This window comes from Ochrobactrum sp. PL_is501 (assembly GCF_055816895.1).
Genome location: NZ_JBVPGR010000029.1, coordinates 134,953 through 148,964, shown reverse-complemented (window position 1 = coordinate 148,964; position 14,012 = coordinate 134,953). Strand labels below are relative to the sequence as shown.

The window sequence follows — 14,012 nt, the reverse complement described above, 5'->3', positions numbered from 1 at the left end:
TGCCCTGTGGTTTACGACGATTGACATAGTTCAATCCTACAGATATATCTCTGATATATCAATAAGTGGCGATTTGCGTTGTCGATCCCTGACTTGGCCCTAATCTGGCCTTTGTGGCTTTTTCAAGCGATGGCGAACTTTCGGCACAGTGTCATTCCAAAAAAATGATGGACAGAAATTGCGTGCTGGCGTTGAACATGACGATTGCCGATAGGCCGAAACGACCATGTGAGCTGGTTTTTCGGCAAGGCTGCAGGCAAAATTGAATCCGGTGGGGAGCCGCACAAGATGAAATCTGATCCACAGGGTCAGCAGGATATTCTCATTATCGGCGGCGGTATCGTCGGCGTGGCCACAGCGGCCTTGCTTGCCGAGGCGGGGCGCCAGGTTCTGGTTATCGACAGAACCGGCATTTGCGAGGAAACCAGCTCCGGCAATGCTGCGGCGCTTGCTTTCTCCGACATTCTTCCGCTCGCCTCCAAGGGCGTCATGCGCAAGGTGCCGGGCTGGTTGATGGATCCGCTCGGGCCGTTTACGATCCGTCCTTCCTATTTTCCGAAGATGGTGCCCTGGCTTTATCGCTTCTGGCGCGCAAGCAGCGCGGATGCATTGGCTAAAACCGCGATTGCGCAGGCAGATATCATGCGGCTTGCAGGCAGCGAGATGATGGCGCTGATCGACCGGGCCGGATTGCGCGATCGCCTGCACGAGAACGGCAATCTGGAACTTTATGAAAGCGAAGCGGAGCTTGCCGCCTCGCAGCCGGGCTGGGATGTTCGCGAAAATGCCGGAATTGCCTATGAACACGTGCGCGGCGATCGGCTTGCCGAATTGCAGCCGGGACTGAGCCCGCGTTTCGTTGCCGGAACTTTCGTTCCCGGCTGGAAGAATGTGAGCGATCCGAAGCTGTTCGGCAAGGCGATCTGGTCCTATGCGGAAAGCAGGGGCGCGCGCTTCCTTCAGGCCAAGGTCATGAATGCCAGACCGGGCGATGGCGGGGCGAGTGTTCGTCTTGAGGACGGAACCGAAATCAGGGCGGCGCATCTCGTCCTGATGGCTGGTGCATGGTCGCGTGATCTCGCCAAAGGTTTTGGCGATGCCGTGCCGCTCGATACGGAACGCGGGTATAACACGACCTTGCCGGTCGGCAGTTTCGACGTGAAGCGCCAGCTGACATTCCCCGGCCACGGTTTCGTCATCACCCCGATGGAAACTGGCCTGCGCGTCGGCGGCGCGGTGGAGTTCGGCGGGCTTGACCTGCCGCCCAATTTCGCGCGTTCCGAAGCCATGCTAAAGAAGGCTTCCATGTTTCTGCCGGGCCTTCGCACCGAAGGCGGGCGGCAATGGATGGGCTATCGGCCATCCATGCCGGATTCGGTACCGGTCATCGGCCGGGCTTCGGCGGGCGACAACATCTATTACGGCTTCGGCCATGGCCATCTCGGCCTCACGCAGTCGGCTGCGACCGGACGGCTTATCCGCGATCTTATCACGGGGGCTGCGCCTGCAATCGACATCGAACCTTTCAAGCCACAACGTTTTCGGAACTGACCATCATGGCAAGACATTCATTCTTCTGCGTCGACGGACATACATGCGGCAACCCCGTGCGTCTGGTGGCTGGCGGCGGGCCGAACCTGGAAGGTTCGACCATGATGGAAAAGCGGGCGCATTTTCTGCGCGAATATGACTGGATTCGCACCGGGCTGATGTTCGAACCGCGCGGCCATGACATGATGTCCGGCTCCATTCTCTACCCGCCGACGCGCCCGGATTGCGATGTTGCGGTGCTGTTCATCGAAACTTCCGGCTGCCTGCCGATGTGCGGTCATGGCACGATTGGAACCGTGACGATGGCGATAGAGCAGGGGCTGGTGACGCCGAAGACGCCGGGCAAGCTCAATCTCGATACGCCCGCCGGTCTGGTGGCCATCGAATATGAGCAGAACGGCCAGTATGTCGAGCGCGTGCGCCTCACCAATGTTCCGGCCTTCCTTTATGCCGAAGGGCTGGAAGTCGAGTGCCCCGACCTTGGAAGCCTCAAGGTTGATGTGGCCTATGGCGGCAATTTCTACGCCATTGTCGAACGCCAGGAAAATTACACGGACATGGAAGATTATTCCGCGCTGCAACTGATTGCGTGGAGCCCGGTCCTGCGTGAGCGGCTGAACGAGAAGTACAAGTTCCAGCATCCGCTGCTGCCCGACATCAATCGTCTGAGCCATATTCTATGGACCGGCAAGGCGAAACACCCGGAAGCCCATGCCCGCAATGCGGTCTTCTACGGCGACAAGGCAATCGACCGTTCGCCCTGCGGAACCGGTACGTCTGCGCGCATGGCGCAACTGGCGGCCAAGGGCAAGCTGAAGCCCGGCGATGAGTTCGTGCATGAATCCATCATCGGGTCGCTTTTCCACGGCCGCGTGGAACGCGCTGCGGAAGTCGACGGGCGCCCGGCAATCATCCCTTCAATTGCTGGCTGGGCACGCATGACGGGATATAATACGATCTTTATCGATGACCGCGATCCCTTTGCACACGGGTTTACAGTCGCGTAGGATCAGGGGAGGGGACGAGGCTGGGACAGTGTCGGGATTTGTTCAGGAATAAAATCCGGCTGACGCCAGGCCCGCGACCTGGTCTCCCGAAAGACCCTAAAGTGGGTACGGCTGGTAATTTTCTTATTGGCCCCCAATTTTTTGGCTTTCGGGCAACGCTAAAAATATGGAATAAAGCGCGCCGGGTAGGAGAAAAAAACATATACAGGACGTTTGATAGGGGACATGACTAGTTTGTGGAGGGATGATGCCCTTAGTCTTTTGTCTGAGACAAAAGGGGCTTGCATTCCTCTATACAGCCGTTAGGTGTAATTAACCGGGAATAAAATGAAGGCGCACGAAATAAAGATGCGTCAAAAAAACCCCGGACGTTAAAATGGGTGGCTTCTCGATGGAATATTTCTTCCAGCAGGTGATCAACGGGCTTGCGCTCGGCTCGATCTATGGCCTGATCGCCATCGGCTATACGATGGTCTATGGCATTATCGGCATGATCAACTTTGCTCATGGCGATGTCTTCATGCTCGGCGCCTTCATGGCGCTGATTGTTTTTCTCATCATCACAACTTTCATTGGAGCATTGCCGATTGCGCTGATGCTTCTGTTGATGATGATCGTCGCCATGTTGCTGACGGGTTTGTGGAGCTGGACGATCGAGCGCGTGGCCTACAGACCGCTGCGCGGTTCGTTCCGCCTCGCGCCGTTGATCACGGCTATCGGCATGTCGATTGCCTTGTCGAATTTCGTTCAGGTGACGCAGGGTCCGCGCAACAAGCCGGTGCCGCAGCTTCTGAACGGCTCCTTCAATATCTTCGGTACGAACGTGACGATTTCGCTGAAGCAGATCGTTGTCATCGTGGTGACCGCGGTGCTGCTGACGATCTTTTGGTATATCGTCAATCGCACCTCGCTGGGCCGTGCGCAGCGCGCCTGCGAACAGGACCGCAAGATGGCGGCGCTTCTTGGCATCAATGTCGATCGCGTCATTTCGCTCACCTTCGTGATGGGTGCGATGCTGGCGGCGGTGGCCGGTACGCTCTACCTCTCCTTCTATGGCGTGATTTCCTTTGCCGACGGCTTCATTCCCGGCGTCAAGGCGTTCACGGCAGCGGTTCTGGGCGGCATCGGCTCGCTTCCCGGCGCTGTGGTCGGTGGCTTGCTCATCGGTCTCATCGAGGCGTTGTGGTCGGCCTATTTCTCGATCGATTACAAGGACGTTGCCGCGTTCTCGATCCTTGCCATCGTGCTGATCTTCATGCCGTCCGGCATTCTTGGCCGTCCTGAAGTCGAAAAGGTATAATCATGGCTGCACAGTCGAGTTCACGCCCGGATTCCCTTTTTGGCCGGGCCATCCGTGAAGGGTTCTTCGCCGGTCTTCTGGCGCTGGGCCTCTTCTGCCTCATCATCGGTTTCAAGACCGATCAGAACATCAACAACGAACTGGTGCTGCAACAGCGCTGGGGCGCGCTGGCCATCATCGTCGTGCTGGCCGCCATTGGCCGCTTCCTGTTCGTTGCCTTTGCCCAGCCCTGGCTGGAGGCGCGCAAGCTTGCCAAAAGCAAGCAGCCTGCCGTTGCGGTCGGAAGCCCGTCTTTCGTGCGCCGCAACTTCTCGCGTCTTGGCGTCGCCTTCCTCTTTGTCTACCCGATCCTGATCGTCGCGCTGCTTGGCTGGCAGGGATCGCTCAAATGGGTCGACAATTTCGGCGTTCAGATCCTCATCTATGTGATGCTGGCCTGGGGTCTCAACATCGTGGTAGGCCTCGCCGGTCTTCTCGATCTGGGTTACGTCGCCTTCTATGCAGTCGGCGCTTATTCCTACGCACTGCTTTCCACCTATTTCGGCCTGTCCTTCTGGATGCTGCTGCCGATTGCCGGTATTCTCGCTGCGACGTGGGGCGTTATTCTGGGCTTTCCGGTCCTGCGCCTGCGCGGTGACTATCTCGCCATCGTGACGCTGGCCTTCGGTGAAATCATCCGTCTGGTCCTCATCAACTGGACCGATCTGACGAAGGGCACGTTCGGCATTTCCGGCATTGCCAAGGCAACTTTCTTCGGCCTGCCTTTCAAAGCCGGGCCAGATGGTTTTGCGGCCCATATGGGACTGACCTTCTCGGCGGCGCATTACAAGTTCTTCCTTTATTACGTCATCCTTCTGCTGGCGCTGCTAACGGCGTGGGTCACCATCCGCCTGCGCCGCATGCCGGTTGGCCGTGCATGGGAAGCGTTGCGCGAAGACGAAATCGCCTGCCGCTCGCTCGGCATCAACACCACCACGACCAAGCTCACGGCCTTTGCGACGGGCGCGATGTTTGGTGGCTTCGCCGGTTCCTTCTTTGCGGCACGCCAGGGCTTCGTCAGCCCGGAATCCTTCGTGTTCCTCGAATCCGCGGTCATTCTCGCAATCGTGGTCCTCGGTGGCATGGGCTCTCTGGTCGGCATCGCCATCGCGGCAATCGTCATGATCGGCGGCACCGAAATCCTGCGTGAAATGAGCTTCCTGAAAGCGATTTTCGGACCTGATTTCACCCCCGAACTCTACCGTATGCTCATCTTCGGCCTTGCCATGGTCGTGGTCATGGTCTGGAAACCGCGCGGCTTCGTCGGAAGTCGAGAACCGAGCGCGTTCCTGCATGAGAAGAAGATGGTGTCGGGTGCCTTTACCAAGGAAGGGCACGGCTGATGGCGGAGATAAGCACAATGTCTGGCACTGTGTCCGGCAACACTCAAAAAGACACCATCCTTCAGGTCGAGCATCTCTCGATGCGCTTTGGCGGCCTCGTCGCCATCAACGATCTGAGCTTCAATGTGAAGCGCGGGGATATTACGGCAATCATCGGCCCCAACGGTGCAGGCAAGACCACGGTCTTCAACTGCATCACCGGCTTCTACAAGCCGACAGGCGGCATGCTGACGATGAACCGGAAGACGGGCGACAAGTACTTGCTGGAGCGTCTTCCCGATTTCCAGATCACCAGACACGCCAAGGTGGCGCGCACCTTCCAGAACATACGCCTGTTCTCGGGCCTCACCGTTCTGGAAAACCTGCTCGTTGCGCAGCACAACACGCTGATGCGCTCTTCCGGTTATACGATCCTGGGTCTTCTGGGGCTGCCCGGCTACAAGTCGGCGGCGAAGGAAGCGGTTGAAAAGGCGCGTTACTGGCTGGAGAAAATCAACCTGATCGACCGTGCGGACGATCCGGCAGGCGATCTGCCCTATGGCGATCAGCGCCGTCTGGAGATCGCCCGTGCGATGTGCACCGAGCCGGAAATCCTCTGCCTCGACGAACCTGCCGCCGGTCTCAATCCGCGCGAATCGGCGGAGCTCAACAAGCTTCTGCTCGATATCCGCAAGGAAACCGGCACATCGATCCTGCTGATCGAACATGACATGTCGGTCGTCATGGAAATCTCCGATCATGTGATCGTTCTGGAATACGGCACCAAGATTTCCGATGGCGCGCCGGAAGAGGTCAAGAACGATCCGCGCGTTATCGCCGCCTATCTCGGCGTCGATGACGAGGAAATCGCCGAACTCATCGAAGAAGCGGACAAGCCCGGTGTTGTCGATCCGGCGCATCTGGTCGCCGCCCAGCTTGCCGAGGAAGCCATCGAGGAGGAAATTGCCGAGGAGACGGGCGAAAAGCCTTCCGCTGTTGATGCAACCGATGTTCCGGCTGGCGACAAGACTGCTCCCAAGGGCGATGCGAAACGCACGAAAGCCCCGACAAAAACCCCTACAAAGGCTTCCTCGAAGCCCAAGAAGGGAGGCGAATGATGCAGGCTGAAACCATGCAGAAAAAGCAACCGCTTCTGGCCGTCGAGAAGGTCGAAACCTATTACGGCAATATTTGCGCCCTGAAGGGCATCGACCTGACTGTCGACGAGGGCGAGATCGTGGCGCTGATCGGTGCCAACGGTGCCGGCAAATCGACGCTCATGATGACGATCTTCGGTTCGCCGAAGGCGCGCACCGGCCGCATTCTCTTCAACGGCAAGGATATCACATCCATGCCGCCGCACGAGATTGCCAAGTTGCGCATCGCGCAGTCGCCGGAAGGCCGCCGCATCTTCCCGCGCATGACGGTTCTGGAAAATCTCCAGATGGGCGCGAGCCTCGATAATCAGCAATATTTCGATGAAGACGTAAAGCTGATGTTCGACCTGTTCCCGCGCCTGAAGGAGCGTATCAACCAGCGTGGCGGCACGCTTTCGGGCGGCGAGCAGCAGATGCTGGCCATCGCCCGCGCGCTGATGGCGCGTCCGAAGCTTCTGCTTCTGGATGAACCGTCGCTCGGTCTGGCGCCGCTGATCGTGAAGCAGATCTTCGAGGCGATCAAGGAACTGAACCGCACGCAGGGGCTGACGGTTTTCCTCGTCGAGCAGAATGCATTCGGTGCGCTGAAGCTCGCAGACCGCGGCTATGTGATGGTCAACGGCTCGATCACCATGAGCGGCGCAGGCCGTGAATTGCTGGCCGATCCGGAAGTCCGCGCCGCCTATCTCGAAGGCGGAAGGCACTAGGAGGAAATCATGCAAGGTATTCTCTACGAAGAACCGTCATTCTGGTTGTTTTTCCTCATCACCTGTCTGCTTGGCGGCTGGGCTGCCTGGATGACGGGGCGTGCCTGCGCTTCGACCTGGCGCACCTATCCGCAGCTGCTGATCTATCTGATTCCACTGGGCGCTGCGGTGCGCTTCATCCACTTCGCGCTGTTCGAGGGAACGCTTCTTTCGCCCCATTATTATCTGGTGGACACGATTGTCCTGATGATCATAGGCACGATCGGCTTCCGCTACACGCGCACCAAGCAAATGGTGCGGCAGTATGGCTGGCTTTATGAAAAGGCGTCGCCTCTCAGCTGGAAAGCGAAATAATTTCAAAGCTTCGCCGTTATGCGGCGAAGCTTTTTTACAAGATCACGTTGACAGTAATAAGATTCAGCGTAGATATTGCTGAGTAATCAGCAAGAAAATAAGGCGATGCAAAACATCGTTCGGGGTAAATACAATGATGGGAGTCTCAACAATGAAGAAATCGCTTTTTTCAGGCGTTGCACTTGCAGCAGTATTGGCTTTCGGGGGCTCGGCCTGGGCCGACGTGCTTGTCGGTATCGGTGTTCCTGTAACGGGGCCAAATGCTGTTTACGGTGCGCAGATTCAAAAGGGCGCGGAAGCCGCGATTAAGGAAGTCAACGATGCGGGCGGCATCAATGGCGAGAAGATTGCCATTACCGTCGGTGATGACGTATCCGACCCCAAGCAGGGGATTTCGGTAGCCAACAAGTTCGCCGCTGATGGCGTCAAGTTCGTCATCGGCCACTTCAATTCCGGCGTCACGATCCCTGCATCGCAGGTCTATGCCGAGAATGGCATCCTCGAAATATCGCCCGGCGCGACCAATCCGCAATATACCGAACAGGGCCTCTGGAACACCTTCCGCACCTGTGGCCGTGACGACCAGCAGGGTATTGTTGCCGGTCAGTACATCTTCGATCATTTCAAGGACGCGAAGGTCGCCGTTATTCACGACAAGACCCCTTATGGTCAGGGCCTTGCTGACGAAACCAAGAAGAAGCTCAACGAACTTGGCGCCAAGGAAACCCTCTATGAAGGCGTCAACGTCGGTGAAAAGGACTTCTCCGCGCTGATCGCCAAGCTCAAGCAGGCTGGCGTGACCGTTGTTTACTGGGGTGGGCTGCATGCTGAGGCCGGTCTCATTATCCGCCAGATGGCCGATCAGGGCGTGAAGGCCCAGTTCATCTCGGGCGACGGCATCGTGTCGAACGAGCTGGCCTCGATCGCCGGTCCGGCTGTTGAAGGCACGCTCAACACCTTCGGCCCCGATCCGCGCAACAACCCAAACAATGCCGATCTGGTGAAGAAGTTCCGTGACGCCGGTTTCGAGCCGGAAGCCTACACGCTTTATTCCTATGCGGCGGTTCAGTCGCTCGCCCAGGCCGCCAAGGCTGCCGGCAGCAACGATCCGCAGGAAGTCGCCAAGGCCATGAAGGAAAAGGGACCGTTCAAGACGGTGCTGGGCGACCTCTCCTATGATGAAAAGGGCGATCCGAAGCTTCCCGGCTATGTCATGTATAAGTGGGAAAAGGGCGCTGACGGAAAATATACTTACGTACAGCAGTAAGTTTCGCTTATATTCTTTCCCGATTAGTGGAGATGCCCGGCTTTATGTCGGGCATTTTCGTTTTCATGTTTCGACCTCGCATAAAGTCATGCGTGAAACGCAGAATATAGACGAAATCATTACTTTACTTTCCTAATGAAAGGGAATCTATCTACGATGGCTGTCAGATGTAGGGCGATTCCCGGTGTCTGACTGGCGGTCTGGTGGGAGGACCGGTTTCAACGCGGGCAGTTCAAGCCCAAATTGCGTTTCAACGGCTGATGCAGCCTCCCATCCGAATTTCCGGGTTCAGGTCCAGCCGGTGCTGTTCAAACCCGCAAGAATGGTGGCCATCCGGCTCGGTCGGACGGTCGCCGTGAATGACTGTTTTGATGCGTATTCCGGATACCGTTTCAAACTTCGGAGTGCGATTTAGTGGGAGCAACTGAAATGAAGAAATCCTTATTCTGCGGCGTATGCCTCTCGGCAATGGTGGCAATGGGCGGCGTATCCTTCGCCGACATCCAGCTGGGCGTCGGCGCACCGTTGACCGGCAGCCAGGCGGCTTTTGGCGAGCAGATCAAGCGCGGTGTGGAAGCGGCTGTCGCGGAAGCCAATGCCAAGGGCGGCATGAACGGCGAGCAGATCACCATCGTCTATGGTGACGACGCAGCTGATCCGAAGCAGGGCATTTCGGTTGCAAACAAATTCGTTGGCGATGGCGTCCAGTTCGTCATCGGCCACTTCAATTCCGGCGTCAGCATTCCGACTTCTGACATCTATGCCGAAAACGGCGTGCTGATGATTGCGCCCGGCACCACCAATCCGACCTTTACCGAGCGCGACTTGTGGAACACCTTCCGCACCTGCCGTCGTGACGACAAGCAGGGCATCGTTGCCGGTAAATACATGGCCGACAATTACAAGGACGGCAAGGTTGCCATCCTGCACGACAAGACCCCCTATGGTCAGGGCCTTGCCGACGAGACCAAGAAGTCGCTCAACGAAAGCGGCATGAAGGAGACGCTCTACGAAGGCGTGAACCAGGGCGACAAGGATTTCTCCGCGCTCATCTCCAAGATGAAGGCGGCGGGAATCACCGCGGTTTACTGGGGCGGCATGCACCCGGAAGCCGGTCTGCTCATTCGTCAGATGGCCGATCAGGGCCTCAAGGCGCAGTTCATTTCGGGCGATGGCATCGTGTCCAACGAACTGGCCTCGATTGCCGGTGATGCCGTGGCAGGCGTCATGAACACCTTCGGTCCCGATCCGCGCGACGACAAGTCGAATGCCGATCTGATCAAGGCTTTCCGCGACAAGGGCTTCGAGCCGGAAGCCTATACGTTCTACGCCTATGCGGGTGTGCAGTCGCTGATCAGTGCCGCCAATGCCGCCGGAAGCAACGACCCGCAGGAAGTCGCCACCGCGATGAAGGAAAAGGGCCCGTTCAAGACCGTGCTCGGCGACATCACCTTTGATGCAAAGGGAGATCCAAGCCTGTCGCCTTACGTCATGTTCGAGTGGCGCAAGGGTGAAGACGGCAAGTACAATTACTTCCAGAAGTAATGGAGCATTTCCAGCAGAAGTGCGAAGCGGCTTTGCGTTGGATAATGCGCAAAAGCAAATGCACGAGAGCGGTTCCAGTGACTGCCTCAAAATAGGAACCGCACTCGTGCCTCATATATTAGCAAAATTTGCTACAAAATTCAGCAATATGCCCGGCATTTAGCCGGGCATATTGTTTTTAACTTGCGGTTGCACAGTTCGTTTGCGCTTGGGCCTGTTGCCATGTAATCAAAGCTGCCTTTGTCATTGCAGTTAGGGAGATCTGCCTTGTCTTTCGCCCAAAAGCCAATCCGGAAAATTCTGGTCGCCAACCGATCTGAAATTGCAATCCGCGTATTCCGCGCCGCCAACGAGCTGGGGCTCAAAACGGTGGCCATATGGGCCGAGGAAGACAAACTTTCCCTGCATCGCTTCAAGGCGGATGAAAGCTATCAGGTAGGTCGCGGCCCGCATCTGGACCGCGACCTTGGCCCGATTGAAAGCTATCTTTCGATCGACGAGATTATTCGCGTTGCCAGGCTTTCGGGCGCCGATGCGATCCATCCGGGTTATGGCCTGTTGTCGGAAAGCCCGGAATTTGCCGAAGCCTGTGCCGAAAACGGCATCATCTTCATCGGTCCGAAGCCGGAAACCATGCGCCGCCTCGGCAACAAGGTTGCGGCGCGCAATCTCGCCATCGAGATCGGTGTGCCGGTGGTGCCCGCCACCGATCCGCTGCCGGACGACATGGAGGAGGTGAAAAAGCTTGCCGCCGAAATCGGCTATCCGCTGATGTTGAAGGCAAGCTGGGGCGGCGGCGGGCGCGGCATGCGCGCCATCCGCGCCGAGGCCGATCTCGCCCGCGAGGTGACGGAAGCCAAGCGCGAGGCCAAGGCCGCCTTCGGCAAGGATGAGGTTTACCTCGAAAAGCTCGTTGAGCGCGCCCGCCATGTCGAGGTGCAGATTCTCGGCGATACGCATGGCAATGCGGTTCATCTTTTCGAGCGTGACTGCTCGATTCAGCGCCGTAACCAGAAGGTCGTGGAGCGCGCGCCCGCGCCCTATCTCGGCGATGCGCAGCGACAGGAACTGGCAAATTATGGCCTGAAGATTGCGCATGCCACCGATTATATCGGCGCGGGGACCGTCGAGTTCCTCATGGATGCCGATAGCGGCAAATTCTATTTCATCGAGGTCAATCCACGCATTCAGGTGGAGCATACGGTCACGGAAGAAGTGACGGGCATCGACATCGTCAAGGCGCAGATTCATATTCTCGAAGGCTTTGCCATCGGCACGCCGGAATCGGGCGTGCCCTGCCAGGAAGATATCCGGCTTAACGGTCACGCGCTGCAATGCCGTATTACGACGGAAGACCCGGAACAGAACTTTATTCCCGATTACGGGCGTATTCAGGCCTATCGCTCGGCGGCGGGCTTTGGCATCCGTCTGGATGGCGGTACGGCCTATTCAGGCGCGTTCATCACGCGCTATTACGACCCGCTTCTGGTGAAGGTGACGGCCTCCGGCTCGACACCGCTTGAAGCCATTCATCGCATGGATCGCGCCTTGCGCGAATTCCGCATTCGCGGCGTGGCGACGAACCTCACCTTCCTCGAAGCGATCATCAACCATCCGAAATTCCAGTCGAACGATTACACGACCCGCTTCATCGACACGACGCCGGAACTGTTCGAGCAGGTGAAGCGGCAGGACCGCGCCACCAAGCTTCTGACCTATATTGCCGATGTGACCGTCAACGGTCATCCCGAAACCAAGGGCCGTGCGAAACCTGCCAGCGATGCTGCCAAGCCGCGCGTGCCGTGGTTCGGCGACAAGCCGGTGCTCGATGGCACCAAGCAGCGTCTGGACCAGCTGGGGCCGAAGAAATTCGCCGAATGGGTGCGCAATGAAAAGCGCGCGCTGATTACCGACACCACCATGCGCGATGGGCATCAGTCACTGCTTGCCACACGCGTGCGCACCTATGACATTGCCCGTATCGCCAATTCCTACGCGCAGGCGCTGCCGAACCTGTTCTCTCTGGAATGCTGGGGCGGCGCGACCTTCGATGTCTCGATGCGCTTCCTCACAGAAGACCCGTGGGAGCGTCTGGCGATGGTGCGTGAAGGCGCGCCGAACCTTCTTCTGCAGATGCTTCTGCGCGGTGCGAACGGTGTTGGCTACAAATCCTATCCCGACAATGTCGTGAAATATTTCGTGCGCGAAGCCGCGCGCGGCGGCATCGATCTGTTCCGCGTCTTCGACAGCCTCAACTGGGTCGAGAACATGCGCGTGTCGATGGATGCGGTGCTGGAGGAAAACAAGCTTTGTGAAGCGGCGATCTGCTACACCGGCGATATCCTCAATCCGGAACGCGCCAAGTACGACCTCAAATATTATGTCGATCTGGCGAAGGAAGTCGAAAAGGCAGGCGCGCATATCATCGCGGTGAAGGATATGGCGGGGCTTTTGAAGCCTGCCGCCGCGCGCGTGCTGTTCAAGGCGCTGCGTGAGGAAACCGATCTGCCGATCCATTTCCATACGCATGATACGTCAGGCATTTCGGCCGCGACCGTGCTTGCCGCGATCGATGCGGGCGTCGACATTGTCGATGCGGCGATGGATGCGCTGTCGGGCAACACATCGCAGCCTTGCCTGGGATCAATCGTGGAGGCGCTGCACGGTTCGGAGCGCGATCCGGAACTGGACTCGCAGTCGATCCGCCGCATTTCCTTTTACTGGGAAGCGGTGCGCAACCAATATGCGGCCTTTGAAAGTGACCTCAAGGGTCCGGCCTCGGAAGTCTATCTCCATGAAATGCCGGGCGGCCAGTTCACAAACCTGAAGGAACAGGCGCGTTCGCTGGGGCTTGAAACGCGCTGGCATGAAGTGGCGCAGGCCTATGCCGATGTGAACCGCATGTTCGGCGATATCGTCAAGGTCACGCCATCCTCGAAGGTGGTCGGTGACATGGCATTGATGATGGTCAGCCAAGACCTCACCGTTGCCGACGTTGAGAACCCGGCCAAGGACATTGCTTTCCCGGATTCGGTGGTGTCGATGATGCGTGGCGATCTCGGTCAGCCGCCTTCGGGCTGGCCGGAAGCTTTGCAGAAAAAGATTCTGAAGGGCGAAAAGCCTTTCACCGTGCGTCCCGGCTCGCTTCTGCCTGCCGCCGATCTCGATGCGGAGCGCAAGGGCTTTGAGGAAACAGCGGGCCGCAAGCTTTCCGATCAGGAATTTGCCTCGGCGCTGATGTATCCGAAAGTCTTCACGGATTATGCTGCCGCGCAGGAAACCTATGGCCCGACAAGCGTGCTGCCGACGCCGGTTTATTTCTATGGCCTCAAGCCGGAAGAAGAAGTCTTTGTCGATCTGGAGCGCGGCAAGACGCTGGTGATCGTCAATCAGGCGATGAGCGAGACCGACGAGAAGGGCATGGTGACGGTGTTCTTCGAGCTGAACGGCCAGCCGCGCCGCATCAAGGTGCCCAATCGCGCCAAGGGCGCTTCGGGCGGTGTGCGCCGCAAGGTGGAGGCGGGCAACGACAAGCAGGTCGGCGCGCCGATGCCGGGTGTCGTTTCGACCGTTGCCGTGGCGACCGGTCAGAAGGTTTCGCAGGGCGATGTGCTTCTATCCATCGAAGCGATGAAGATGGAAACCGCCATCCATGCCGAACGCGATGGTGTCATCGCCGAAGTGCTGGTACGCCCCGGCGAACAGATCGACGCGAAGGATCTGCTGATCGTCTACGGCGAGTAGGGAATGTGAGGGAGCAGTC

General features: G+C 58.0%; 10 protein-coding genes. All 10 read left to right on the top strand.

From position 1 onward, the window contains the following. Nucleotides 1-288: 288 nt before the first annotated feature. The 10 genes from AC0TOF_RS04655 (at nucleotide 289) to pyc (ending at nucleotide 13,993) form a co-directional block, all read left to right on the top strand. Nucleotides 289-1,551, top strand: coding sequence for an NAD(P)/FAD-dependent oxidoreductase (locus AC0TOF_RS04655; RefSeq protein ID WP_473767368.1), 1,263 nt, complete (start codon nucleotides 289-291; stop codon nucleotides 1,549-1,551). A 5-nt stretch (nucleotides 1,552-1,556) separates the two neighbouring features. After that, complete coding sequence (locus AC0TOF_RS04650; protein WP_122000279.1) at nucleotides 1,557-2,558, top strand: 4-hydroxyproline epimerase; 1,002 nt, start codon at nucleotides 1,557-1,559, stop codon at nucleotides 2,556-2,558. 391 nt (nucleotides 2,559-2,949) lie between these two features. After that, nucleotides 2,950-3,858: an ABC transporter permease subunit gene (locus AC0TOF_RS04645; protein WP_122000395.1), complete on the top strand. Its 909-nt coding sequence runs from the start codon at nucleotides 2,950-2,952 to the stop codon at nucleotides 3,856-3,858. Nucleotides 3,859-3,860: 2 nt separating this feature from the next. After that, nucleotides 3,861-5,240: a high-affinity branched-chain amino acid ABC transporter permease LivM gene (gene livM, locus AC0TOF_RS04640; RefSeq protein WP_473767367.1), complete on the top strand. Its 1,380-nt coding sequence runs from the start codon at nucleotides 3,861-3,863 to the stop codon at nucleotides 5,238-5,240. A gap of 29 nt (nucleotides 5,241-5,269) precedes the next feature. After that, nucleotides 5,270-6,337, top strand: coding sequence for an ABC transporter ATP-binding protein (locus tag AC0TOF_RS04635; protein ID WP_473767410.1), 1,068 nt, complete (start codon nucleotides 5,270-5,272; stop codon nucleotides 6,335-6,337). Then, complete coding sequence (locus AC0TOF_RS04630) at nucleotides 6,337-7,083, top strand: ABC transporter ATP-binding protein (RefSeq protein WP_031347285.1); 747 nt, start codon at nucleotides 6,337-6,339, stop codon at nucleotides 7,081-7,083. The genes AC0TOF_RS04635 and AC0TOF_RS04630 overlap by 1 nt, the downstream gene beginning before the upstream one ends. 9 nt (nucleotides 7,084-7,092) lie before the next feature. Further along, nucleotides 7,093-7,437, top strand: a complete 345-nt coding sequence (locus tag AC0TOF_RS04625; RefSeq protein WP_122000281.1) for a DUF6867 family protein — start codon at nucleotides 7,093-7,095, stop codon at nucleotides 7,435-7,437. A gap of 151 nt (nucleotides 7,438-7,588) precedes the next feature. Beyond that, nucleotides 7,589-8,704: a branched-chain amino acid ABC transporter substrate-binding protein gene (locus tag AC0TOF_RS04620; RefSeq protein ID WP_473767366.1), complete on the top strand. Its 1,116-nt coding sequence runs from the start codon at nucleotides 7,589-7,591 to the stop codon at nucleotides 8,702-8,704. 429 nt (nucleotides 8,705-9,133) lie between these two features. Continuing rightward, complete coding sequence (locus AC0TOF_RS04615) at nucleotides 9,134-10,249, top strand: branched-chain amino acid ABC transporter substrate-binding protein (protein WP_473767365.1); 1,116 nt, start codon at nucleotides 9,134-9,136, stop codon at nucleotides 10,247-10,249. Between the two features lie 267 nt (nucleotides 10,250-10,516). Then, nucleotides 10,517-13,993 (top strand): pyruvate carboxylase, encoded by a 3,477-nt coding sequence (gene pyc, locus AC0TOF_RS04610; protein WP_473767364.1) that lies wholly within the window; start codon nucleotides 10,517-10,519, stop codon nucleotides 13,991-13,993. Nucleotides 13,994-14,012 lie beyond the last annotated feature (19 nt).